This window comes from Pseudomonas sp. GW821-FHT03C07 (assembly GCF_059420925.1).
Genome location: NZ_JBWKUQ010000023.1, coordinates 24,853 through 47,712, shown reverse-complemented (window position 1 = coordinate 47,712; position 22,860 = coordinate 24,853). Strand labels below are relative to the sequence as shown.

General features: G+C 61.0%; 23 protein-coding genes. 6 read left to right on the top strand and 17 right to left on the bottom strand.

All coding sequences use genetic code 11. From position 1 onward, the window contains the following. Positions 1–54: 54 nt before the first annotated feature. From AC07VG_RS29195 to AC07VG_RS29175, 5 genes are read right to left on the bottom strand one after another with little or no spacing between them, the layout of a single operon-like run. The gene (locus AC07VG_RS29195) at positions 55–1,299 is read right to left on the bottom strand and encodes an MFS transporter (RefSeq protein WP_495022330.1); all 1,245 of its coding nucleotides are present in this window, start codon (positions 1,297–1,299) and stop codon (positions 55–57) included. A 16-nt stretch (positions 1,300–1,315) separates the two neighbouring features. After that, complete coding sequence (locus AC07VG_RS29190; protein ID WP_495022329.1) at positions 1,316–3,166, bottom strand: IucA/IucC family protein; 1,851 nt, start codon at positions 3,164–3,166, stop codon at positions 1,316–1,318. Between the two features lie 48 nt (positions 3,167–3,214). Beyond that, positions 3,215–4,363 (bottom strand): NAD/NADP octopine/nopaline dehydrogenase family protein, encoded by a 1,149-nt coding sequence (locus AC07VG_RS29185; protein WP_495002790.1) that lies wholly within the window; start codon positions 4,361–4,363, stop codon positions 3,215–3,217. A 28-nt stretch (positions 4,364–4,391) separates the two neighbouring features. Further along, the gene (locus AC07VG_RS29180) at positions 4,392–5,435 is read right to left on the bottom strand and encodes a PLP-dependent cysteine synthase family protein (protein WP_495022328.1); all 1,044 of its coding nucleotides are present in this window, start codon (positions 5,433–5,435) and stop codon (positions 4,392–4,394) included. 14 nt (positions 5,436–5,449) lie between these two features. Then, entirely contained in the window at positions 5,450–6,844 is a 1,395-nt protein-coding gene (locus AC07VG_RS29175; RefSeq protein ID WP_495022327.1) for a Y4yA family PLP-dependent enzyme, read from the bottom strand. A 485-nt stretch (positions 6,845–7,329) separates the two neighbouring features. On the opposite strand from AC07VG_RS29175, the gene AC07VG_RS29170 reads away from it, so the two are divergent. Further along, a complete protein-coding gene (locus AC07VG_RS29170) occupies positions 7,330–8,220 on the top strand; it encodes an HpcH/HpaI aldolase/citrate lyase family protein (RefSeq protein WP_495022326.1) in 891 nt (296 codons plus the stop codon). 27 nt (positions 8,221–8,247) lie between these two features. After that, positions 8,248–8,685, top strand: a complete 438-nt coding sequence (locus tag AC07VG_RS29165; protein ID WP_495002794.1) for a ParB N-terminal domain-containing protein — start codon at positions 8,248–8,250, stop codon at positions 8,683–8,685. 77 nt (positions 8,686–8,762) lie between these two features. Here the strand turns inward: AC07VG_RS29165 and AC07VG_RS29160 are convergent, their stop codons facing one another. From AC07VG_RS29160 to AC07VG_RS29150, 3 genes are read right to left on the bottom strand one after another with little or no spacing between them, the layout of a single operon-like run. Next, positions 8,763–9,836 (bottom strand): FUSC family protein, encoded by a 1,074-nt coding sequence (locus AC07VG_RS29160; RefSeq protein ID WP_495002795.1) that lies wholly within the window; start codon positions 9,834–9,836, stop codon positions 8,763–8,765. Further along, entirely contained in the window at positions 9,833–10,900 is a 1,068-nt protein-coding gene (mdtN, locus tag AC07VG_RS29155) for a multidrug transporter subunit MdtN (RefSeq protein ID WP_495022325.1), read from the bottom strand. The genes AC07VG_RS29160 and mdtN overlap by 4 nt, the downstream gene beginning before the upstream one ends. A gap of 15 nt (positions 10,901–10,915) precedes the next feature. Beyond that, positions 10,916–11,218: a YtcA family lipoprotein gene (locus AC07VG_RS29150; protein ID WP_495002797.1), complete on the bottom strand. Its 303-nt coding sequence runs from the start codon at positions 11,216–11,218 to the stop codon at positions 10,916–10,918. A 208-nt stretch (positions 11,219–11,426) separates the two neighbouring features. Between AC07VG_RS29150 and AC07VG_RS29145 the strand changes: the two genes are divergently transcribed. The 4 genes from AC07VG_RS29145 to AC07VG_RS29130 all read left to right on the top strand — a co-directional run bounded on the left by AC07VG_RS29145 (position 11,427) and on the right by AC07VG_RS29130 (position 14,529). Further along, positions 11,427–12,443, top strand: coding sequence for an AraC family transcriptional regulator (locus AC07VG_RS29145; RefSeq protein WP_495002798.1), 1,017 nt, complete (start codon positions 11,427–11,429; stop codon positions 12,441–12,443). 142 nt (positions 12,444–12,585) lie between these two features. Next, entirely contained in the window at positions 12,586–12,936 is a 351-nt protein-coding gene (locus AC07VG_RS29140) for a BON domain-containing protein (RefSeq protein ID WP_495002799.1), read from the top strand. Positions 12,937–13,084: 148 nt separating this feature from the next. Beyond that, a complete protein-coding gene (locus tag AC07VG_RS29135; protein WP_495002800.1) occupies positions 13,085–13,378 on the top strand; it encodes a metal-sensing transcriptional repressor in 294 nt (97 codons plus the stop codon). Positions 13,379–13,386: 8 nt separating this feature from the next. After that, positions 13,387–14,529, top strand: coding sequence for a nickel/cobalt efflux protein RcnA (locus AC07VG_RS29130; protein ID WP_495002801.1), 1,143 nt, complete (start codon positions 13,387–13,389; stop codon positions 14,527–14,529). A 97-nt stretch (positions 14,530–14,626) separates the two neighbouring features. Here AC07VG_RS29130 and AC07VG_RS29125 read toward each other — a convergent pair whose 3' ends face one another. The 9 genes from AC07VG_RS29125 to AC07VG_RS29085 form a co-directional block, all read right to left on the bottom strand. Then, positions 14,627–15,067, bottom strand: coding sequence for a DUF411 domain-containing protein (locus tag AC07VG_RS29125; RefSeq protein ID WP_495002802.1), 441 nt, complete (start codon positions 15,065–15,067; stop codon positions 14,627–14,629). A gap of 121 nt (positions 15,068–15,188) precedes the next feature. After that, positions 15,189–17,270 (bottom strand): copper-transporting P-type ATPase, encoded by a 2,082-nt coding sequence (locus AC07VG_RS29120; protein ID WP_495022352.1) that lies wholly within the window; start codon positions 17,268–17,270, stop codon positions 15,189–15,191. Between the two features lie 108 nt (positions 17,271–17,378). Next, on the bottom strand, positions 17,379–17,642 hold the full coding sequence (locus AC07VG_RS29115) for a DUF2933 domain-containing protein (RefSeq protein WP_495022324.1): 264 nt from the start codon (positions 17,640–17,642) through the stop codon (positions 17,379–17,381). A gap of 112 nt (positions 17,643–17,754) precedes the next feature. Next, entirely contained in the window at positions 17,755–18,147 is a 393-nt protein-coding gene (locus AC07VG_RS29110; protein ID WP_495002804.1) for a hypothetical protein, read from the bottom strand. A 100-nt stretch (positions 18,148–18,247) separates the two neighbouring features. Continuing rightward, a complete protein-coding gene (locus AC07VG_RS29105; protein WP_495002805.1) occupies positions 18,248–18,643 on the bottom strand; it encodes a hypothetical protein in 396 nt (131 codons plus the stop codon). Between the two features lie 104 nt (positions 18,644–18,747). Beyond that, the gene (locus AC07VG_RS29100) at positions 18,748–19,776 is read right to left on the bottom strand and encodes a hypothetical protein (RefSeq protein ID WP_495022323.1); all 1,029 of its coding nucleotides are present in this window, start codon (positions 19,774–19,776) and stop codon (positions 18,748–18,750) included. After that, complete coding sequence (locus AC07VG_RS29095) at positions 19,773–20,762, bottom strand: hypothetical protein (protein ID WP_495022322.1); 990 nt, start codon at positions 20,760–20,762, stop codon at positions 19,773–19,775. Before AC07VG_RS29095 ends, AC07VG_RS29100 begins: the two co-directional genes overlap by 4 nt. A gap of 136 nt (positions 20,763–20,898) precedes the next feature. Then, complete coding sequence (locus tag AC07VG_RS29090; protein WP_495022321.1) at positions 20,899–21,870, bottom strand: oligopeptide/dipeptide ABC transporter ATP-binding protein; 972 nt, start codon at positions 21,868–21,870, stop codon at positions 20,899–20,901. Next, a complete protein-coding gene (locus AC07VG_RS29085) occupies positions 21,870–22,859 on the bottom strand; it encodes an ABC transporter ATP-binding protein (RefSeq protein ID WP_495002809.1) in 990 nt (329 codons plus the stop codon). The genes AC07VG_RS29090 and AC07VG_RS29085 overlap by 1 nt, the downstream gene beginning before the upstream one ends. Position 22,860 lies beyond the last annotated feature (1 nt).

The following is a 22,860-nucleotide window of genomic DNA, read 5'->3' as shown; positions in this document are numbered from 1 at the left end:
ACACCCGGGGTATCGGCACGCCGTTGTGCAATGTTCAAAAAGACTTCTCCTTGCTCAGTCGCCACGGCTGGGCTGGCCTGATGGCATGACCATCGACCGGTAACGCAGGGCGACAATGGGCACCAGGGCCACGACGTAGGCCAGGCAGACGAACAGGTAGGTATACCGCAAGCCATAGACTTGACTGAGCAAACCACCGATGCAGATCCCGGCGATGGAGGCAAACTGCGCGGTACTTTGCGCAATCCCCAGCACATAGCCCTGCTGCGAGCTGTCGGCGGTTTTCGAGACCAGCGCCATGAGCACCGGTGTCGTCGCGCCCAGCAGCACCCCCCAGATAAAGTAGGCGACGACAAACACCGTCGGGTTTCGCGTGACGCCGGCGATGGCAGTCAGGCCGATACAGCCGATTACCACGAAGGTGATGCGGTGCAGGGTCTCTTGCCGGGTACGCTGTTCGAAATACCGCGCCCAGCGTGTTGCCGAGAGGATGAAGCCCAAGGCGAGCAAACCGTAGCACAGGCCGATCAGCGAATTACTGACCCCGAACACCGAGCTGACATACAGCGAAAATGAGGTCTGCGGGAGCATCCGCGCCAGTAGCAAAATCCCCATGACCCCCAGTAGCGAAAGCAGCGGTGTACCTTGCCAGAGGCTGGTGGGAGGGGGTTGGGTCGTGGTGGTTTCTACCACCGCGGCTTTTTTCACCGGCGGCACATTCGGCAGGGTCACGGCCGCCACTACGGTGCAGACGGCGCAGAGTGCCGAGGCAATCAGATTGATCCAGAAGAAGGTGGCGTAATCGAGGATCAAGCCGCCGACCACCGCGCCGAGCAACGAGCCGACGTTGGTCGATATCTGCAGGATGGCAAACAGCCGCGCCCGCCGCGAAGGGGCTTCGATGCTGACACCGTAGGCCTGGGCCGGGGCAATGTAGCCGGCGAAGGCCCCTTGCAGGAACCGCAGCACCAGGATCACCCAGATATCACTGAACAAGGCCAGCCCAAGCTGGGTCAATGACAAACCGGCCAAGGCCCGGATCATCATCCACTTGTGGCCGTAGCGGTCGCCGATCCGGCCCCAGAATGCGCTGGTGAGAATAATGCCCAGCATCGGCCCGACATAGACGGCGATGCTGGCAAAGCTGAACACCGATTCCGATGACGTCAGCCCACGCAGATGGACAGGCCAGAACGGCCCGCTCATTTCCATCGCCCCCATGGAGATCAGTTGGATAGCGAACAGAAGATAGATCAGGATTCTGACGGGCGAACCCTGGATGACACCTGCATGGGACATGAGTCAGCCTCGCTGGTTAAACGGCGTTGAGCGGGTTGCTCAAGGTGTGTTGCAAGCGATAGTTGGAGTACTGCATCAAGTGCATGCGCAGCAACGATCGGGTGGGCCAGGGCTCCTCGATGAACGCTTTGCGCTCGACTTCCCACAGTTGCGGCGAAACCCGCTCGCGCACGGCGGCGAAGGCCAGTTCGGTTTCTTCACGCAGCACCTGCCACATCCGTGTGTTGTTCAAGGCGTACTCCCGGGTCAGCCACAGAGCCATTTCGTGCAGGTGGGTCAGGAACGCCGCATCCAGCACAAACATGCGTACCGGCTCGATATCGTCGACGAACACCGTCGGCAGGATGCCGGGCTGGACATGGGCTTGTAAGTGGTAACCGCGTTCTTCCAGCAGGGGGGCGTAGGTCCTGCCATCGCCGAAATCGCGGATCAGCAGACTACTGGCTTTGCCGTCCGGGGTGAACAGCACCATGCTGTTCTGTTGATGGGCTTCGAGTCCGATACCGTAGAGCAGGTAGATCGCCACTACCGGTTGGGTGACCACCTTGGCGTATTGACGGAACCAGGTTTCGACGCTGCTGGCCGTGGCCCGCACACCGTCACGCTCGATCAGGTCGGTGAACAACGGCCGGTGGCTGCCGGGCAGTCGAGTGAACAGCGACGCCACGGTGATCGGCAGGCAGTTGTCGCTGCGCTCGAACGCCTGCTGGCTGGCGCGATAGACCACTGACAGGTGTCGCCCGGGCGCATCGTCCTGGGTGATCGCGTTTTTGTAACGGACACCGATTTCCTCTGGGAAGATTTCCAGGCGCTGATCGAAGCCGTTTTCGGCGGCGAGGATCCGGGTGATCAGCGTGCTGATGCGCGGCCCCATGTGAATCGACTTGGCTTGCAGGCTGCGAAGCTCGCTGGTCATCCAGAGCGCGATGGGCAATTTGATCAGCGGTGCCGTTTCGTTCAGCATCGGCATCATGGTCCGATAGGACATGGTCGGCAGCGTTGGGATATCGGGGCCGTCGGTGATCAGGATGCCGGCTTCGATTTCTTCGGCAAAGGTCTTGAGCACGTAGGCTTGCAGATGCCAGGCATGGATGGGCAGCGGCAACCACTGGGTGTCATCCAGGCCCTTGGCCCGCAGCGAGGTCTTCCATTGTTCCCATTGCGCCGGAAAGTTGCTGGCGAACCAGGCGTGATAGCTGGTGACGTGGGGCATGCTTTCGCTTTTGGCCATGTCGGCGCGCAGCGAGGCAATGCGCAGTGGTACCTGGGCGTTGAACTCGGGGGACAATTGCGCGACTTCGGCATCGCTCAGGCCGGGCCGGGATTTCCAGGTCGGATAATACGGGTGGCCTTCCAGCGACCCCCACTGGTCCAGCAGGATGGCCGCGTCCTTGGTGCTGGCGTGTTGGCGCAGGTAATCGGTGAAGCTGGCGAGCCCGTGGCTGCCGATGGCTTCGGCCAGTCGCGCGTTCCACCGCTGACGATACTGACGCGCATGGGCGTCGTTGGTCAGGCTGTTCTCCATGTCCGACTTGAGCCCGGCGACCCCCTCGTCCGAGGGGGCGAAATCGAAGCTGCCACGCAGCACATCCAGCAGGTCCTGATGACTGTGGATGGGCTGGCGAACGCCTTCCTCGGTCAGCAACACCACGTCGCCGTCGTTGACCAGGGTATCGGCCGGTCCCAGTGCGATATTGGAGAAAAACAGATGCGCGCGCGCGTCGTTCAGGGGCAGCGTGGCTTGCTGGCCTTCGGCGGAAAAGCTCAGGGTCGAGCGGTCGAGAATATTCTCCGCAAACAGGCAACGAATCAGGCGTCGCATGGCATTTTTGCGGGAGTAGGCGATGAGTGTCTTGAGATCATCCATATCAGCTATCTGCTCGTCGAGAAGTAAAAAGAAGAGGGCGTTGTCGACTCATGCCGTGCGCGGCCAGTGGCGGGGGAAGTAGTCCAGTGCCGAATCCCGTAGTCCTTGCATGTAGGAAACGCTCCAGTTAAGGACTTCCTCGATGTAAGGCACTTTCAGGTCAAAGCGCTTGGCCATTTCCACCAGCAGCACCAGGCCGTAGGCAACGTCCTCGTTGAAAGCGCGGCTTTCCCGTTCGATCACGTAGCCGGCACGGTTGTCTGCCGCTGGCACCATGGGCGCGAGAATGTTGTTGTAAGCCTGGTTGGTGCGCAGGATCGACAACATGCTGCTCTGGTCGCGGATCTGCTCGCCGTAGGCCTCGACGATTTCCTCTTTCAAGGATTTCACCGAAGACAGGTCGACCCCCAGCCGTTGACTGATCACGGCACACAGGTCCTGGCTTTCCTGGTCCATGCGTTCGAGGAAGTACGCCCCCAACTCGGGGCATTCGCTCCACCAGCACAGGGGCTGGGGAAAAATTTTCCGGTGCCATTGGCCGTAGGGGCCGATCAACCCGTAGATCACCGAGCTGTGCATGATCGGATTGCCCGGGGTCAGGGTGATTTCCAGGTAGTTGTCCAGCAGCGTCACGCACGGGCCGTACAGCCGGGTCAGCAGTTGATGCAGGTGCTGGCGCGAAGCGTCGGACTCCCGGGCGTGGGTGGCGACGTAGAGCTGGCTCTTGCCGCCGCCCATTTTGATCGAGCGTCCGGGCTTCAGCTCGAACGCCGTGTGGGGGACATCCTTCATCCCCCAGATCACCAGGTTTGGCCGATCGACCAGCACGGACTCCGCCAGCCAGTCGAAACCGCAAAAGCCTGGAATGGCGCCGATGTACACCGGCTTGTCGGGGCTCAGGTGCGGCGCGATGGCCTGCAGGGTTTGCGCTCGGGCATGGGCCGGCACCGTGATGATGACGATATCGGCATCCTCGACGGCGAGCCGGGCATCGCTGGTCAGTCGATCCAGCCGGGCACTCAGCGTCGAACCGTCCGGCAGCAGCGCTTGCAGCGGCGTACCACGGGCGTGTTGATCGACAACTTCCGGGTTGTTGGTGAGCATCGAGACCTGAACATCGGGCAGTTGCTTGAACACAATGGCGTTCAGATGCCCGGTCCTGCCACCGCCACAGAGGGCGACTTTCAGCGGTTTCATTAAGAGACGTTCCTGTGTCGAAGGTGGGTCATGCAACGCTCAGTTGCCGTGGCGTGCAGCTGGATTCCAGCCATTGGGTCTTGCCCAGCCAGGTATCCAGCTGGGTGGCGATGCCAGGGTCGAGCAAGTCGCGTTCCGCCAGCCATTTTTCGTTGAATACGGTGTGCAGGTACTTTTCACCGCCATCGGCAATCGGTATCACGACATTGCCGCTGAGCACACCTTTGTGGATCAGCTCCAGTGCCTTGAAAATCGCGCCGCCGGTCGATCCGCCGACCAGCAGCGCCAGGTTTCTGGCGACGTAACGGGCGGTTTCGAAGGCTTGGGAATCGGTGACCTGGACGCCCAGGTCGATGCAGCTGTAGTCGAGCACCAGGCCCACGGTATCGCCGGCCGGGGTGCCGGTGCCGGATTGGTAATAGGGATAACCGGGGTGGCCGAAGACGATCGAGCCGGCAGGCTCGACACCCACTGTCACGGTGTTGGCGTTGTGCGATTTCAGCCCACGAGCGATGCCGGTCATCGATCCGCCGGTACCGACGCAGCCGACGTAAGCGCCGACCTTACCGTCGGCCTGGGCAATGGTTTCCCGCACAAAATCGCTGTAACCACCGGCGTTGGCGGCGTTGTCCGATTGATTCATGAACACGGCACCGGGGATCTGCGCGGCCAGTTCGGCCGCCAGTCGCTGGCGCTCGACGACCGCGACTTCATCTTCCCGATAGGTCCCCTCGACATAGCGGACTTCGGCACCCAATGCCTTCATCACGGCGATCTTGTCCTGGGCCGCGTGATGATCGACCACGGCAATGAAATGCAGGCCAAATTCGACGGCCGTCATGGCCAGGCCGATGCCGGTATTGCCGGAAGAGGATTCGACGACCACGCCACCGGGTTTCAGTCGCCCGGACTTGAGGGCGGCGAGCACCATATTGCGGGCCATTCGATCTTTGATACTACCGCCGGGGTTGTTCTTCTCAATCTTGAGCAGCAGTCTGGCGGTCGTATCTGGAACGGCAATCGCCAGCATGGGCGTATTACCAATAAGGTCGGAAACTTTACTCAGTATCATGTGAAGTATTCCCTTTAGTAGTCAGGTGAGAGTGCGTAGTGAGCTTCCGTGCAACAAGTCACCGTCAGCCGCCGTGGCAGGGGATGACGATGAAATTCGTTTTCCAGCAGATCCATCTGGTAACCGGCGGTATTGGCATAAATCAATAAATCTCCCGGTTGGGGCGTGCTGCTGAAATGGATCAAACGATGAGTGATAACGTCGTCATCCAGGCAGCTGTGACCCGCAATATAGGCTTGCATGGGGGTGTGCCCTGATTCCTGGGCGCTGATTAGAATTGGATCGACCAGATATTCCGATGAGAACCATGTTTCGCAGGCACTGAAACTACTGCCTTCGACAAATATGACGGTTTTGTGCTGGGCCAGTTGTTTGGTGCGTGTCACTCGAAACACTGAAATTGCCGCTTGGTCGACCAGACTTCGACCGGGTTCCAGTGCCAGGGTAATATTCTGTTTTTTCAGATAACTGGCGATGGACTGGGCGGGTGAATGTTGTGCTTCGAGAAACATTTCCAGCCACTGGCAGGCTGTCAGATGACTGCCGTAAGGATAATAAGAATTGGGTGTTTTTTGATTGTGGTACTGGCTGGGTTGGTTGGCGTTTTCCAGGAAGCGGGTGTAGGCCTGGGGTTCGATATAGCGCATCGGCAAGCCGCCACCGATATCAATCATTTCCGGAGTCAGCGACATTTCCCGAGCCGTTTCGACGAAGCTGCTGAGCTCGCGAAAGGCTTGGACCCGGGTTTCGAAGTCATACCCGCCAAGATGAAAATGGAAACCTTCGAAGTGGAATAGTTCCGTGAGTTCGGCCAGGCGTTGCAGGCTGAGCAACAGCTCGCTCGCACCCATGCCAAAGCGGCTCGACGAGCAGCTCTGTGGCCTGTAACGCAGCAAAACCCTGGCTTTGACGGGGGCCGGCAGGGATTCGACGACGCCCTTCAGATGCTCGAATTCCTCTGCGGAGTCGACGCAAATCAGCGATCCCTCACGCACCAGCGCCCGATGGAAGGCGGTCGTTTTGGCCGGTCCTGTGGCACAGAGGCGCTCCGGCGGAGTACCGGCACGCAGCGCCGCGTCCAGTTCGTGGATGCTTGAAACATCAATGCCGATACCGGCCGAGGCGGCCGCGCCGAGCAGGCTTTGCGACTTGTTGGCCTTGGCTCCGTAAAAGATCGCATGGCGTACGTCGAACTGCTTCAACACCGCTTGCAAGGCCGTTGCATTGACTTGGAATGCGTGGGGCCATACCAGATTCAAGGGCGAACCGTGTTGTCTCACCCAATCCAAAAGTGTGTCTGGAAAGTGATGAATAAAATGCGAAATAACCGGATCAAGCAGTGGCTTTAGAAGTTCGGGGTCATGTACTTCAGCGGGATTTTTAAGTGCTGGCGCAATTGCATTAGGCATCGTTAACCTCTGGCATCAAAAACGTCGCCATTCCTATTTCGACAGCTAAACGCTGTCGACAGATGTGATGCGGTCTCTCGTCAGTAGCGAGAACTCAAACCCGTGGAGGTGGGTGCCAAACAGCGCTGGCGGGTAGAGGAATAGTGCGGGTGGCGGTTATTGATTGACAAAACAATTGCATGACAACCTCATTCCGTGTGGTTTATGCGGACATAACGTTTAGCCATTAATTAATGGCACGCCTCGGTATTTCTAAAGCTCTAGCGGCTGACATCTAAATGGCATCACTGCGTCACACTTCCCATAAACAGGATCGCCTTCTCGAGTTGTAGGAAGAAACCTACGAATTGCCACGAACGATATTGCTAATGCGAACGATTATCAAGTAAGATTTTCAAATATTTTGAATGACCCCACGGCGCGAAGGTGCAAAGCGCCTGAAAAACTCGAACATTTACGACTGATGCATGCCAAGGAGAGATTCAATGACCACTGATCGTCTCAGCGCCACCGCCACGCTTCCCATCAGCTACCTGTTCGTCCCGGGCAATCGTCCCGAGCGTTTTGCCAAGGCGGTGGACGCCGGGCCCGACGCGATCATCCTGGACCTCGAGGACGCTGTTCATCCCGACTACAAGCCCGCTGCCCGAGCGGCGATCTGGGTCTGGCAGGAGCAGACCCCGGCCACACGGTGCCAGCGTTACATTCGTTTGAACGGTGTTGACAGCCCCTTTTTCAAGCACGACATGACCTGGCTTGGCGATATGCGTTATCCGCAGCGCTGCACGGGTATTTTTCTGCCCAAGGCGGAGTGCCCCGAGACCTTGTCCCGGGTGGTCGAGCGCTTGTTGGCGTGGAATCCGGAGGTGCAGATTGTCGCGATTATCGAGACCGCCAAAGGCCTGCAACAGGTCGAGGCGATTGCCGGGATCCGTGGCGTTGCGCGCCTGGCGTTCGGCTCGCTGGATTTTTCCCTGGACATCGATTGCCGCCAGGTACCGGAAGCCTTTCTATTTGCCCGCAATCGAATCGTGCTGGCTTCGCGTACAGCTGATCTGCCGGCGCCGATCGATGGTGTGACCCCCGCGCTCCGCGACATGCGCACGGTGGAGCAGGAGTCGCATTACGCCCGGACCCTGGGATTTGGCGCGAAGCTGTGCATTCACCCGGCGCAGTTGTACACCGTGCAGCGTGCTTTCTTGCCCGATGCCCGGCAATTGGCCTGGGCGGATCGGGTGCTGAGTGCCGTGGCCGGAGGCAGTCACGCGGTGCAAGTGGATGGTGAGATGGTCGACCTGCCCCTGATCGAACAGGCGCAACGTCTGCTTGACGTGGCCAGCCGGCATGCCCTCGTCGGCAAAGTCGATGCTTGCTGAATCGGTCGTCAAATCAGGAGATTTACCATGGAAAACCAGCCGCTTTGTTCCGTCGCAGCGGATGCACACCAGGGGTACAGCATCGTGTTGCGGTCTTTGCGTGATGTGCAACAGTCAGAACAGGTCGATCCGGGCAATGTGCAGAGGCTTCGAGAGTCGATCTTGCACACGGGCCACTGGCTGGAGCCGATCATTGTCGAGCGTTCCAGGGGGATCGTGATGGATGGCAACCACCGACTCAATGCGGCGTGGCAACTGGGGTTGAAACGGGTGCCCTGCATTGAGCTCGATTACGCCGATCCGCGGGTGTGCGTGAGGCACTGGCAGACAGGACAGGCCTTTGAGGTGGCGCGGATTTTCACGACCCTGGCGCGTGGGGAGATATTTCCCTACAAGACCACTCGGCATGCCTTCGATCCGGCGTTGCCGGTGGTCGCTATTCCCTTGGATAACCTATATGGCTGAAAGCCATCCTGCGCTTGAATCGACGGGCTGCGCAAACGCGCTTGGCGCCCAGGCACCCGTGGGCAAGTAACCCTGCGTCAGGTATTGCTGGACTCAGGCCATAATCCGATATGAATCAAGGCTGTCACGCCGACGCCCAGCAGTATGCCGACCAGCCGATCGCGGATTTCGCTCAGGTCGGTCATCGGCGCGAAGTCCGCCAGCAGCGCCAGGGCGAAGCCGAACACGATCTGGATCCCGGCATAGCTGCTGCGCGGCGAGCCGGCGCTGACCCAGGCGGCCAGGCCCAGCACCGGCAGGCTCATCAGCAGCAGGCCGACAATGCTGTCGATCCGCGGCACCACCCAGACCATGCACAACAGCGCCAGGGCGCTGCCGACCAGGCAACCGAGGACGCGCAACAGGCCTTTGTGCAGGGTTTTTTCCAGGCTCGGCATGGCGGTGATCAGGCAGGTGAGCATGGCGGTGTGGATACCGGGCCAGTCGACCGCCGTATACAGCAGGTAGCACAGCAGCGCGGCGAGCAGGGTCTTGAAGGCGAACTGGGAATAGACCGGGTTTTCGAAGGCATCAGCCACCAGCAGCGGTGGCTTGGGGGCAGGTGCCGCTTCACCGGGTGGCGGTGGTGCCGGCAGCAGCAGGGTATTGACCGCCACGGTCACCACCGTCGGATAGACAATCGCCATCCAGGCCCAGAGGCAGGCGCGGGTCAGGGCTTCGGGATTGTTATTGAGGTCCACCTGGCTCTGGATATAGATGGTCAGCAGGGCTACCACGAAAAACAGCGGACCCAGCCGGCAGGTGCGCATGAAAAACACGCTGACGAAAAACACCAGGCTGGCACCGGCGATGCGCAGCAGCGGATAGTCGAAACTGACCTTCAGCAGCAGGATCGCCAGGCCCACGGCCAGGGTGGTACTGACAACAAACAGTGTGCCGAGCATCTTGGTCATGGCCACGCTCGACTGGGTGACGAAGAACACCAGTACCAGGGAGATCGACAGCAATGGCACCTGCAAGCTCATGGCCAGTAGGATGACGAGGGTGCAAGAGAGCAGATGACGAAGCACCGCGTTCACCCGGCCGGGGCGGTCGCGCAATTCCTCCTTGAGGATATCCCATGGCGATTGCCCCTGGGTTTCTCCGCTCATGGCGCGGTGGCCGTCGTGGCGTGCGTCGGGCCGCTGGCGGTATTGATAACGGCCACCGCCGACGCCCCGAGGCGAAACGGCTGCAGGTCCGTGCCATTGACCCGGATGCGCACCGGAAAACGTTGCGAAACTCGGACCCAGTTGATCGACCGGGCGACCTTGGGCAAGCCGTTGACATCGGTTCCGCCATCGTCCGGAAACACGCCGAAGCCGATCGAGTCGACATTGCCGCTGAATGTCTGGCGGGTATCGCTCATCAGGTAAACGGTAGCGGAATCACCCGGGCGAATGTTTTTCAGCTCGGTTTCGCGGAAATTCGCGACCACGAACCAATGCCCGGTGTCGATCAGGCTGAACACCGACTGGCCAGCCGAGGCGAACTGGCCGGCGGCGGTCTTGAGGCCTACCACGCGGCCTTCGAACGGTGCGCGAACGCTGCTGTACTCGACGTTCAGCGCGGCGCGGGCGATCTGTGCCTCGATCACCGCCCGGTGGGCCACCAGGGCATCGACGCCACTGACCGCGGCAGTGGCCTGGCGGGCTTGCAGTTGGCTGACATTGAGTTGCGACTGGGCACTGCGCCTGGAGGTGCGTGACTGGTCGATGGCCTCCGCGGAGATATAGCCGTGGGACAGCAGGGCTTCCTGGCGCCTGAGGGTGTCGCCGCTTTGCTTGGCCAGCGCCTGGACCCGCTCGATTTCGGCATGTGCCGCCTCGGCGTTCAGGCGTTGGGCGGCGACCTGGCGTTCATTCAGGCCAATCTGCCGATCCAGTTCCACCAGCGAGGCCTTGGCCTCATCCAGCGCGGCCTGATAGGGGCGCGGATCGATGCGCATCAGCACATCGCCCTGATGGACCTGCTGGTTTTCCCGCACCGGCAGCTCGACGATACGTCCGCTGACCTGCGGAGTGACATTGACGGTGTCGGCATAGGCGTAGGCGTCGTCGGTGCGCGGTTGCGCATCCAGGCGGGCGATCACCCAGAGCAACAGGCCCAGGGCGGCGACGCAGAGGGCGCCGAGGAGCAGTCGACGAGGGTATGGTGGAGACGAGTGTGTTTGCATGGGGAAACGCCCGGGTTAGAAGAAGACCAGCCAGCTCAGCAGTGAAAAAAGCAGGGCCAGCAGCGGGTAGCTCAGCACCCATGGCCGCAGCCATGCGGTACGCTGCGTCTTGAGCAGCATGGCCCTGACCAGCAAGGTCAGCAGCACGCCGGCAATCGCGCAAAACAGCCAGTCCGGGAAATAGGCGCCGATCACGCTGATCGACGGCGCTTGCTTGCAGCCGGCCAGTGCCAGGCAGGCCAGTGCGCCGGCTGGCGTTCTGGCGCTGCGTGGCAGGCGTTTGTCCGGACGGGGGACGCAGGGGGGGCGGGTATTCATCACGGTCGAGGCTTCTGGTCAGATGGGCGAAATGGAGAGCGCCGCCGACGGCTTGTACCCGGATCGAAACGGGCGAGTGTTGCGCGGTCTTGCGTTAGCGATAGTCTAGAGATGGCGTCAGGGGTGAACATGATCTGTTCGGCCATATAATTGATCGGGAGTGCACTGTGATCGACCTTGGGTTCCTTTCGGCGGAGTCGACGCGCCAGTGAGTAATCAACAGCGTAGCATCAGCAGTGCGGTGATCATGGCCAAGGTCGGCGTTGAGCGCGGCCTGTCGAGCGTGGATTTTCTCGCAGGCTCCGGACTTGAGCCCGCGGACCTGGAAAACCCGACCCGTCTTGTTACCTTCGAGCAGGAGTTCCGGTTGATCCGCAACCTGCTCAAGCACTGCGGTGGCGCCAGTGGCCTGGGCCTGGAAGTGGGATTGCGCTACCGCTTTACTTCATTGGCCGCGCTGGGCTTTGCCCTGGTCAGCAGTTCCACGCTGCGCGATGCCTTTTCACTGATTCCGCATTACTCCGAGTTGAATGCCAGCCTGGTGCGGGTGATGGTTGACGCCTTGGCGACGGACCTGCGGATCGAATGCGAAGAGAGCGATATCCCCGCGGATCTGCTGCCGTTCATCGTCGAGCGCTCCTTTGCCGCCGGGTTGAGGATCGCCGGTGATCTGCTCGGACACACGGCGATACCCCGGGCCATCGAATTCAGCTTCGCCGAGCCGGCCGACGTGGCGCTCTATCAGCAGCTCACCGGTGTGCGCCCGCGCTTCAATGCGCCGAAAAGCGCCCTGGTCTTCAGTCAGGCCGACGCGGATATTCTCCTGGCCTTGGCCGATCCCCTGGCGCTGCATATCGCCCATGACCAGTGTCGCCGTGGTCTGCAGGTCGGGCCGCAGACCGGCGGGTTGGTCGGGCGGGTGCGCGAGCTGCTGGCCGCGCAGCCGGCCGCCCTGCCGGCCATGGGACAACTGGCCGCCACCCTGTGCATGTCGGTGCGGACCTTGCGGCGCCGCTTGCAGGAGGAGGGCGCGACTTATCTCGGCTTGTGCGATGAAGTCCGTGGGGCCATGGCCGAACGCTTGCTGACGGGCTCGCGCTTGCAGATCGAGCAGATCGCCGAGACATTGGGGTATTCCGAGTCCGCCAGCTTTATCCATGCGTTCAAGCGCAGGACGGGTGAATCGCCCCATGCCTTCCGACGGGCCCGCGCTCAGTTGCGATAATTCGGCGCCCGCTGGGCGCCTGCTGTCGTCTTTGCGGAGCAGCGCACTATAATTAATCCGTGTCGGTGTGGCTGTGGCGCGTACTCCATAGTCGCGCCCAAGGCTGAACAGTACGTCTGAAAACTCGACAGAGGGTTCTGCCATGAAAAACCATTCCTTGCAGCATTATTCCCACGACCTGGGCATGGCCGTGCACGACACATGGACCACCGCCCGGGTCAAATCCGCCCTGGCCATGGCGGACTCCACGCAAAGCCTGCATATCCATGTGAAAACCCATGCCGGTACGGTGACGTTGAGCGGTCGAGTATTGACCCATCGTCAGTGCGAACAGGTCATTGAGCGGGTCCGCGCGGTGCCTGGCGTGCTCGACATCGATGCCCGCGAGCTGTTGACCCATGTGTTTATGCCCGCCAGCTCGATGCAGGCGCCCGATGCCGAGGAGGCCAACGAATATCGGCCGCCATTGCCACGGCGCGAGGATGATCAATAACAGTCTGATACATCAGCGACAGGGTCGACGTTTGCCAGTCGGCCCTGCCTGGCTGTTTCCCGGTCGGTCGTGCTCACCATACGCTTGCTCTATCCTATAGGGGGGGATAGTATCCGGGCGAAATTTATTGAGACCCGGGACTCAAATCATGAGTGAGCACGAACATGACCATCCCCACGTCCACCAGAGCCATGCAGCGATCATCAAGCGTCTGAAACGTGCCGACGGCCATTTGCGCGGCATCATCAGCATGATTGAAGAGGGGCGTGAGTGCGTCGACATTGCCCAGCAACTGCATGCCGTGGAAAAAGCGGTGTGCCAGGCCAAGCGCACGCTTATCCAGGATCACATCGATCACTGCCTGGAAGACACCGTCTCGGCGTTGAACACGGGCGAGCGCGCACCGCTGGAAGCCTTTAAACAAATCACCAAATACCTCTAGGTTCTGACATGCCCAATTTCGCTGAACTCCTGCAACAGGGCGGTTCACACGCCTGGCTGTACTTCCCGAGCGCGATCCTGCTCGGCGCCCTGCATGGCCTGGAACCCGGTCATTCGAAAACCATGATGGCGGCGTTTATCGTGGCGATCCGTGGTTCGGTAAAACAGGCGGTATTGTTGGGCCTGGCCGCGACGCTGTCGCACACCGCGGTGGTGTGGTTGGTGGCCATCGGTGGCATGTACCTGGGCAAAGGCCTGGACGCCCAGACCACCGAGCCTTACTTTCAGCTCGCGTCCTCGGCGCTGATTATTCTGATTGCACTCTGGATGCTCTGGCGCACCTGGCGTGGCGAGCAGATGTTCAAGTTCGAGCAAGGCGATGATCACCCTCATGGCGAGCATGATCATGCTCATGACCATCATGATGAAACGCATCGGATCGATACCGGGCACGGCCGTGTCGAACTGTCGATTTTTGAACAGGGCATGCCGCCGCACTGGCGCTTGAAGACGCTGAGCGGGCATGCGTGGTCGGCTTCAGACGTGCGCCTGACGACTACCCGTCCAGATGGCAGCACGCAAACCTTTGCATTCATCGAGCGCGAAGGCTTCCTGGAGTCGACGGTCGATATCCCGGAACCTCATGAATTCAGCACTCGCCTGAGTCTCGGGCATGCCGGGCACTCCCATGATTACGACCTGGAATACCAGGAGCATGATCACGGGCATGCGCATTCCGAGCTGGAAGGCCTGGAGTTGTCGATTGACGGTTATCAGGACGCCCATGAACGGGCGCACGCCAATGATATCCGCAAGCGCTTCACCAACCGTGAGGTCACCACCGGGCAGGTCATCGTGTTCGGTCTGACCGGCGGCTTGATTCCCTGTCCGGCGGCGATCACGGTGTTGTTGCTGTGTCTTCAGGTCAAGGAGGTTGCGCTGGGCGGGATGCTGGTCCTGTGCTTCAGCATCGGCCTGGCGCTGACCCTGGTCACTGTGGGGGTAGCCGCGGCGATTGGCGCCCGGCAAGCCTCCAACCGCTGGCCTTGGCTGGGCAGCGTTGCGCGGCGGGCACCTTATCTGTCCAGCGTATTGATCATCGGTGTTGGCCTGTACGTGGGCATCCATGGTTGGATCGGCCTGAACGCCTGAGTGACGTTTGAGTATTTGAACTCAGCCGTTATTTTGCTCTGTTCCTGGCGGCACCCGGTGCCGCCACGTCATGGCCCATGCCGTCTGAAACCATGCGTCAATTGCCAGGATACTCAGCGATTACCTGCTCGGCGCCTGATTGGCTCTGGCCTATCACCTGATAGGCCTGTTTGCTTGGGCCACTGTCCATTCCTGGCGAACCCATGGGCATGCCGGGAACCGCGATTCCGACGAGGTTGGGGTGATTCTTCAGGTCGCGGATCTGCGCGGCTGGCACATGTCCTTCGACGAATTTACCGTCGATCACCGCGGTATGGCAGGAGGTCAGGCGCGGAGCGACGCCAAGGCGCTGTTTGACTTCACTCATATTCGGTTCGACATGGTCGCGAACGCTGAAACCATTGCTCTCAAGATGCTTGATCCAGGCCTTGCAGCAGCCGCAGTTTGGGTCGCGGTAGACGTCGATGAGTTCAGCCGCTTGTGCCGCTCCGGTCAGCAGCAAGGTGGTGAGCATGGCGATACGTAATCGGGTGTTCATGGGGTTCTCCCGTTCAAAAAACAGCACTTGCCGACAGTTGCAAACACGCTGCGGCTTTTTTCTGGTTCTGGCTTTATCCTCAACCTTTCCATAGTGGCAAGGTCAAGCCGACTTCCCAGACTCAAACTATCGAAACACGGCGTAGGCGCAAAGCGTTGCAGACCACCGATGCCGAACTTACGCTCATGGCCAGCGCGGCAATCAGTGGGGACAGCAGGTGACCGCTCAGCGGGTAGAGCAGGCCGGCAGCGAGGGGGATGCCCATGGCATTGTAGAGGAAGGCGAAAGTCAGGTTCTGGTGCATGTTTCGCACTGTGGCCAGCGACAGGCTGCGAGCCCGCAGGATGCCGAGCAGATCGCCCTTGACCAGGGTGACCTGGGCACTGTTCATCGCCACATCGGTGCCGGTGCCCATGGCGATACCCACGTCGGCGCGGGCCAGTGCGGGAGCATCGTTGATACCGTCTCCAGCCATCGCCACGCGGTGTCCGGCTTGTTGCAGCGCCGCGACCAGGCGCTCCTTGTCTTGCGGTTTGACCTCGCCATGCACCTCCTCGATACCCAGCTGGCGGGCTACAGAGCGTGCGGTGGTAAGGCCGTCGCCAGTCGCCATGATCACCCTGACGCCATCCGCCCGCAGACGCTCGACCGCCCGTTTCGAGGTCGGCTTGATGGGGTCGGCAACTGCCAGCAAACCCGCCAGGGCGCCATTGACCGTCAGGTACATGATGCTCGTGCCGTCGCCGCGTAGCTTCTCGGCCTGCGCGTGCAAGCGCTCGGTGGCGAAGCCAGCCTCCCGCATCAACAGCGTATTGCCCAGCTGCAGGTGGTGGCCTTCGACCACGCCGCTGACGCCAATACCGGAGGCGGACTCGAAGTGTTCAGTTGGGCTCAGTGTCAGGCCGATGGCGCGGGCTTGTTTGACGATCGCCTGGGCTAGTGGGTGCTCGCTGCCCTGATCGAGGCTCGCGGCCAGACGCAGCACTTCCTGCTGAGTAAACCCGGGTACGGCCTCAACGCTATGGAACGCGGGGCGACCTTCGGTGAGGGTGCCGGTTTTGTCGACGATCAGGATATCTATCTTGCGCAGGTTCTCGATGGCGGCGGCATCGCGAAACAACACACCGCTGCCCGCCGCCTTACCGGTGGCGACCATGACCGACATGGGTGTCGCCAGGCCAAGGGCACAGGGACAGGCGATGATCATGACCGCGACGGCATTGATCAGGCCGAACACCCAGCTTGGCTCGGGGCCCCACAGCCCCCAGCCGAGTAGCGTCAGCACGGCGATACTGATCACCACCATCACGAAGTAACCGGCAATCACATCGGCCAGACGTTGCATCGGCGCTTTTGAGCGTTGGGCCTGCACCACCAGTTGCACAATCTGTGCGAGCAGGGTGGCCGAGCCGATTTTCTGCGCCTGCATCACCAAGCTGCCGTGGCTGTTGAGGGTCGCGCCGATCAACGTGTCGCCCGGCCGCTTCATCATTGGTATCGGCTCGCCGGTGAGCATCGACTCGTCCACGGCGCTTTCGCCTTCGAGCACCTGGCCGTCGACCGGTACTTTTTCCCCCGGCCGCACCCGCAGCCGGTCGCCGCTGTGTACGTGGGTCAGGGGGATGTCTTGTTCCGTGCCGTCGGCATTGATCCGTCGGGCTGTTTTGGGGGCCAGTCCAAGCAGCGACTTGATGGCCGCCGAGGTTTGTGAGCGCGCCTTGAGTTCGAGCAGTTGGCCGAGCAGGGTCAGCGAGATGATCACGGCCGCCGCCTCGAAGTACACGCCGATGCGGCCCTCCATCATGAAGTGGCTGGGGAAGGCGCCGGGGGCCAGGGTGGCGACGACGCTGTAAAGGTAGGCCGCCGCGGTACCGAGGCTGATCAGTGTCCACATGTTCGGGCTGCGCTGAACCAGCGAACGCACACCGCGCCGATAAAACGGCCAGCCGGCCCACAGCACGACAGGGCTGGCCAGTCCGAACTCGAGCCAGTTTTGCGTGGCGCCGTGGAACAGCACCAGGGCATGGCCACCCATGGCCAGTAGGGTGACGATCACGGTCAATGGCAAGGTCCACCAGAAGCGCCGGGTGAAGTCCTTGAGTTCGGGGCTCTCTTCTTCCTCCGGTTCGGCAATCACCGGCTCCAGGGTCATACCGCACTTCGGGCAGCTGCCGGGGCCGATCTGGCGGATTTCCGGGTGCATGGGGCAGGTGTATTGCGTGGCCGCTGCTGGCGCCGCTGTTACGACCTGTGGGATTTCAGGCTGGGCCATTGGCTGGTGCCCATGATGGGATTCGGCGTTGTGCATGAGTTAATCCCTCTTCTCATCCTGAGTGGCGCCCGGGTTTTCTCCGTGATGACCGTGACCGCCGTGGTGGTGGTGGTGGTGGTGGCCGAAAAAATGCATCAGCGGGCACAACAGCAAAATCGTATAAGGCAGCAGGCCCAGCATATGGCCGTAGTGTTCCCTGGCCAGATAGAACAGCGCGATCACCAGCAGCATGCCTAGCGCTATGCCGGGTTTGCTTCTCCAGAAGGCAGGCGAGGTGTCGCTGGAGTGGCGAGCGTTCATCATGGTTCTGTACTCCTGACAGAGTGCTATCCAGTGGTCCTATGTTTGGCGGTTTCACCCAGGTCATGCCGACCAGGGCGAAATCGCCGTTGCAGCTACATCGCTATGCCCGGGATTACTTGCCCATGGGCATTTTCATCATGCTCGACTGTTGATCCATCATCTTCATCATCATGTTCATCATTCCCATGCCGCCGTTGTTACCGGACATGCCCATGCCGTTACAGTTTTGTTGCAGCATGCCCATGCCGTCTTTCATCGTCTTCATGCCTTCCTGCATGGCCGCTCTTCGCTCGGCGGGGGTCTTGGCGGCGACCATTTTGTCGCGTGCCGCCTGCATCTTTTGCATTTGTTCGGTCATGGCCTGGTTCTGCATGGGCATGCTTGTGTCGCTGGTTTGAGCCGGCGCGGTCGGCGTCTGTTCCGGCTGCGGCGTCTCGGCGGCCGAGGCGATGAGCGGGCTGCTCACAAGCAGGGCGGCAAGGATCAGTTTCAATGAGCTATGCATGGCAATCTCCAGAGGGTGAGGACAACACAGGTAAAAGCAAGCCGCGCCGGGTTGGCGCAGTTCGGGGTAGCGGCCGGAGTTCGGCGCGCTGAAAGTCGCTTTAATCGTTGAGGCGGACGAAAATCAGGCGGGCAGGCGGCTTGGCTGGTGCAAGGCGTCGTAGTACGAGAAAGGGAAAAACAGAGAGCGTGGCGGGGTACAACAGGAGCAACGCGGGGATCAGCAACAGCAACGTCCAACTGAACAAGTCGAACGCTTGAAGATGGGGCCAAGGACTCACGGCTATCGCCGTATCGGCACAGTGTTGCAGGCAACCAGAGGTATGGGCATCGTGGTCGGCGCCATTTTGAGCGGTGTTCAGCGAAGCATGGGTTATCGCCGGATTGTGCTCGGGAAGTACCAGGCAGCCCTGGCTCGCCGCCAAGCCAAAGGCCAACAGCCAGAGCACGATGGCCAGGCGTATGAACCTTGGTTGACGATGGCGAAACCAGTACATGACGCTTCCCCGGAATGGGTGAGGGGTTGTAGTTTTTTCAAACTACAGAACCTCGAAGTGCCGCGATTGATCTACATCAAAGTTTGCCGACGGGTGGCTCCGGTTCAAGCATTGGTAGCAGCACCACGACGTTTCTGTCGCTCGGACTCCAGCCAGATCACCAACCCCAGCAGGCTGCCACCCGCTACCAGTAAACTCACCAGCCAACCCAGGGTCTCGGCGATCTGAGTGAAAAACAGGGTGTAGAACTGGATGATAAAGAAAGTCGAGCCATAGCCCACCAACATGCCGAAACGCAAACGGATCCCCAGCGCCAGAATCCCCAGGCTGACCAGCGCCCAAAGCACGTTATACAGCACCAGTTCACCGGCATCGGCCAGGTGCCAGGGGCCATCGATCAGCTCGTAGCTGCCAAACAACGACAGCAGCCACAGGGACATTTCGCCGACAAACAGACCGCAGGAAATCCACACCTTGGCAAAGCCGCCATAACGCCCCAGCCACCCGGCCTCGCCGCGCAAATGCAGCACGCCCGCGGCGATCAACGCGACCGCCGCGCCGAGAAAGCGCAGCGGGTAATTCATGCCGAACCAGTAGGCGCCCCAGCCGGACTGATAGCCGCTGCGCCCGCCAAACCAGACAAAGAACAGCACGCTGCACAGGGTCAACAGCAAGACATTGTTCAGAACGTAACTGAGCACCAGCAGTATCAGCAGATCGACCAGCAGCAGCGCCGGCCAGTTGCCCGAGCCATCCGAATAGATCATGCCCAGCACAACACTGGTGCCGATCAAGGCAAAGCCGCCGAGCAACTCAAGGGTGCCGCCCAACAGTTTCAGCTGTTTGCCGATCAGCCAGCGCCCGCCAACCAACAGCCCCAGCGTTACCAGCGCCAGGCTGACGGCCAGTTTTGGCAAGGTGAACTCCAGGTGTTCGCGCAAAAACAGCAGCAACCCCGCCGCCAGGCTGATCGCGCCAAAGGTCAGGAACCAGCGCCCCAGCGAGCGCCAGTCCCAGCGCGTCAGCACATAGCGCTCGCCAATCCGTGTGTGTGCGTTGATATCGATCTGGCCGTCTCGCAGCCATTGATCCAGTGCGTTGTGCACCTGTTGATTACGCTGATCCGGGCTCATTGTGAGGCTCCCTTGGCGCGCAGGGCCATGCGCTCGAACGACCAGCCCAGTAACAGGCCGATGAGCCCGGCCACGGCAAAAAACGTTGCGATGCCCAGGCGGTCCCAGGAGTACTCATAAAAGCGGGTGTACAGGTTGATGCCCAGGAACACCACGGCGAACCCGGTAAAGCTCGGATGCTTGAAGCGCGCGCCGACCACCAGTTGCCCGATGGCCACCAGGGTAAACAGCCAGGTCCATAGGCGCGGATCGCGGCCCAGATCATCCAGGCTGAGAAACCAGAGGGAGCAATTGAGGTAGAGCAGCCCGAAGATCACATACAGCCGGCCAAACCCGCAGAAGCGGCGCAATGCACGCTCCTCGGCGAGTTGGTGACATAAACCCAATACCGCCGCCAGCGCGGCAATGACCGCCATCGAGCGTGGGTCCTGGATGTCGAAAAAATAACCGCCGTGCCCGATGTACCGGCCCCAGGCGCCCAGCCCATGGAATGCGCACAGCAGGCCCAGGAGAAGCGGCCAGCGCAAACGATAACGGTAGGCGGTGAGAACACTCAGCAGCGCCGTGACCAACAGCGCAAGCGGCACATTGCCAAACTCGCCTTCGTAATTATTTGAGGAGCCCAGCAACAGGCTGGCGCCGATCAGGATCAGGCCGATGGTCAGGATCGCCACACCGGTGACTGGCGCGCGCTGGGCCGGATCGCGGGCCATGCGTACACCGACGAACCACAAGCCGGCCCCGGCGCAGAGGAACAGCACGGCGCCGACCATCACCGACTGGCTGAACAGGCTCAAGCCCCCCAGCACCGCCATGCCGATCAGCAGGACCGCACCGATTCCCAGCCATTGCAGCACGCTGGACAACAGCTGGCCCGGTTGCTCGTACGGCGCACTCAGGCGCTTGCGGGCTTCGGTATCGATCAGGCCACGGTGATGCCAATCGGCGATTTCGTGAACCAGCAGCTGCTTTGTCGTTTTTCTCATGGTGTCCAGCGATCCGTGATGTGAAAAATCCAATGGCCTACAGAACATTAGTGTCATTCTCAACACGCGGCGTCACATTTTGAAAGCCAAAGTCTTGTCAGGCTCCGCGCGGCGGCCTTTGCGCAGCGCGACACGATCAGCCTTGCACATGGCACCTGACCCGCTGCACCTCCTCTCCCAGCAAGGCCTGGGGTTTCTCGCAGCCGGTCGTGCACAGGCTGCAGCGTTCACGAAAGAAACAGCCCTCTGGAAGGCGCCGGTTTCCCGGCAGTTCGGTCGGCGCCGCCACCTGTTCCGCATGCAGGGGCACGCCGAGGCGCGGCACCGCTTCGAGCAGCAGGCGGGTGTAAGGATGACGTGGCTGCTCCAGCACCTGGGCGGCGCTGCCCAGCTCGACGATCTGCCCCAGGTACATCACTGCGACCCGGTCAGCCATATGTCGCACGACCGATACGTTGTGAGAAATCAGGATGTAGGTCAGGTTACGCGCGCGTTGCAGCTCCGCGAGCAGATTGAGGATTTGCGCCTGCACCGAGATATCCAGCGCCGAGGTCGGTTCGTCGAGGACAATGATGTCCGGGTCGGACGACAGGGCGCGGGCAATCGCGATCCGCTGGCGCTGGCCACCGGAGAACTGATGGGGGAAACGGTCCAGGTACTCCGGGCGTATGCCGACCTGGGCGGCGACCCTGGCGGCGATATCACGCATTTGCGCACGCGGAGCATGACCCCGGGCGTACAGCGGTTCGGTGATGATCTTCCAGATCGGCAGGCGCGGATCAAGGGAGGATTGCGGATCCTGGAACACGATCTGCACATTGCTGCTGGCCTGGCCGTCGGTGCGTGCGGCCCAGTTCAGTGCGCCGCTGCTCGGTGTCAGCAAGCCCATCAATAGTTGGGCCAGGGTACTTTTACCGCAGCCCGATTCTCCAACGATGCCCAGGGTTTCGCCGGCCCGGACCTGTAGGTCGATGCCATTCAGCGCATGGGCGTAACCCCGGGGCCGGCCCAGCCAGTCATTGCTCACCGGGAAACGTACGTGCACATCGTCCAGCCGGAGAATCTCGGGCGCCATGTCGGTCACGGCGCGAAGCACAGCACTGTTCATCAAGAAAGCTCCTTGACCGGTAACCAGCACGCGCTTTTACGCAGCTCATTACCGTTGATGGGGTTGAGGCTCGGGCGCTGGGCACAGATCGGCATGCTCTGTGAGCAGCGTTGCGCGAAGGTGCAGCCCAGGGGCAGGGCGGCCAGGTTCGGCACTTGCCCGGGGATGGTCATCAACGGTTGGCCTGGCTCGACCATTTCGGGCAGGCCGCTGAGCAATCCCTGGGTGTAAGGGTGCTGAGGATTAGCCATCACCTCGGCGGTACAGCCCTGCTCGACCACGGCCCCGGTGTACATCACGTAAACTCGATCACAGAACTGCGACACCAGCGCCATGTCGTGGGTGATCAGCAAAATGGCGGTGCCTTTCTGCCGGGCCTTTTCCCGGAGCAGCAACAGCACCTGACGTTGTACGGTGACGTCGAGGGCGGTGGTCGGTTCGTCGGCAATCAGCAGTTGCGGTTCGCAGGAGAACGCCAGGGCGATCATCACCCGCTGGCGCATGCCGCCGGACAGTTCGAACGGATAGCTGTCCAAGACTTGTTCGGGGCTGGCGATATGCATGTCATGCAGCAGCGCGATGGCCTTGAGGCGGGCCTCGGCGGCGCTGATTTTCTGGTGATGGATGATCACGTCGAGCATTTGTCGGCCGATGCGCCGGGTCGGGTTCAGCGCGGTCATCGGTTCCTGGAAAATCATCGCGGCATCGCGGCCGCGGATCTGCAGCAGCTCCTTTTCGGACGCGGCCAGCATGTCGCGATCGAGCATCCTCAGGCTGCCGGCGGTGATGCGATAGCTGCGCTCGGGCAGCAGGCGCATGCTCAGCATCGCGGTGACCGACTTGCCCGAGCCGGACTCGCCGACCACGCCGACGATCTCGCCGGGATTGACCTGCAGCGAGACGCCGTTCAACGCCTTGACGTTGTTCTTGTACGCCGGGAATTCCAGGCTCAGGTTGTCGATGGCCAATACGGGAGTGGCGGTGTGCATG

Excerpts from the sequence above, each read along its gene's own strand:
- AC07VG_RS29195 (WP_495022330.1), bottom strand. The coding sequence starts at position 1,299 with ATGTCCCATGCAGGTGTCATCCAGGGTTCGCCCGTCAGAATCCTGATC.
- AC07VG_RS29190 (WP_495022329.1), bottom strand. The coding sequence starts at position 3,166 with ATGGATGATCTCAAGACACTCATCGCCTACTCCCGCAAAAATGCCATG.
- AC07VG_RS29185 (WP_495002790.1), bottom strand. The coding sequence starts at position 4,363 with ATGAAACCGCTGAAAGTCGCCCTCTGTGGCGGTGGCAGGACCGGGCAT.
- AC07VG_RS29180 (WP_495022328.1), bottom strand. The coding sequence starts at position 5,435 with ATGATACTGAGTAAAGTTTCCGACCTTATTGGTAATACGCCCATGCTG.
- AC07VG_RS29175 (WP_495022327.1), bottom strand. The coding sequence starts at position 6,844 with ATGCCTAATGCAATTGCGCCAGCACTTAAAAATCCCGCTGAAGTACAT.
- AC07VG_RS29170 (WP_495022326.1), top strand. The coding sequence starts at position 7,330 with ATGACCACTGATCGTCTCAGCGCCACCGCCACGCTTCCCATCAGCTAC.
- AC07VG_RS29165 (WP_495002794.1), top strand. The coding sequence starts at position 8,248 with ATGGAAAACCAGCCGCTTTGTTCCGTCGCAGCGGATGCACACCAGGGG.
- AC07VG_RS29160 (WP_495002795.1), bottom strand. The coding sequence starts at position 9,836 with ATGAGCGGAGAAACCCAGGGGCAATCGCCATGGGATATCCTCAAGGAG.
- mdtN (WP_495022325.1), bottom strand. The coding sequence starts at position 10,900 with ATGCAAACACACTCGTCTCCACCATACCCTCGTCGACTGCTCCTCGGC.
- AC07VG_RS29150 (WP_495002797.1), bottom strand. The coding sequence starts at position 11,218 with ATGAATACCCGCCCCCCCTGCGTCCCCCGTCCGGACAAACGCCTGCCA.
- AC07VG_RS29140 (WP_495002799.1), top strand. The coding sequence starts at position 12,586 with ATGAAAAACCATTCCTTGCAGCATTATTCCCACGACCTGGGCATGGCC.
- AC07VG_RS29135 (WP_495002800.1), top strand. The coding sequence starts at position 13,085 with ATGAGTGAGCACGAACATGACCATCCCCACGTCCACCAGAGCCATGCA.
- AC07VG_RS29130 (WP_495002801.1), top strand. The coding sequence starts at position 13,387 with ATGCCCAATTTCGCTGAACTCCTGCAACAGGGCGGTTCACACGCCTGG.
- AC07VG_RS29125 (WP_495002802.1), bottom strand. The coding sequence starts at position 15,067 with ATGAACACCCGATTACGTATCGCCATGCTCACCACCTTGCTGCTGACC.
- AC07VG_RS29120 (WP_495022352.1), bottom strand. The coding sequence starts at position 17,270 with ATGCACCCGGAAATCCGCCAGATCGGCCCCGGCAGCTGCCCGAAGTGC.
- AC07VG_RS29115 (WP_495022324.1), bottom strand. The coding sequence starts at position 17,642 with ATGATGAACGCTCGCCACTCCAGCGACACCTCGCCTGCCTTCTGGAGA.
- AC07VG_RS29110 (WP_495002804.1), bottom strand. The coding sequence starts at position 18,147 with ATGCATAGCTCATTGAAACTGATCCTTGCCGCCCTGCTTGTGAGCAGC.
- AC07VG_RS29105 (WP_495002805.1), bottom strand. The coding sequence starts at position 18,643 with ATGTACTGGTTTCGCCATCGTCAACCAAGGTTCATACGCCTGGCCATC.
- AC07VG_RS29100 (WP_495022323.1), bottom strand. The coding sequence starts at position 19,776 with ATGAGCCCGGATCAGCGTAATCAACAGGTGCACAACGCACTGGATCAA.
- AC07VG_RS29095 (WP_495022322.1), bottom strand. The coding sequence starts at position 20,762 with ATGAGAAAAACGACAAAGCAGCTGCTGGTTCACGAAATCGCCGATTGG.
- AC07VG_RS29090 (WP_495022321.1), bottom strand. The coding sequence starts at position 21,870 with ATGAACAGTGCTGTGCTTCGCGCCGTGACCGACATGGCGCCCGAGATT.
- AC07VG_RS29085 (WP_495002809.1), bottom strand. The coding sequence starts at position 22,859 with ATGCACACCGCCACTCCCGTATTGGCCATCGACAACCTGAGCCTGGAA.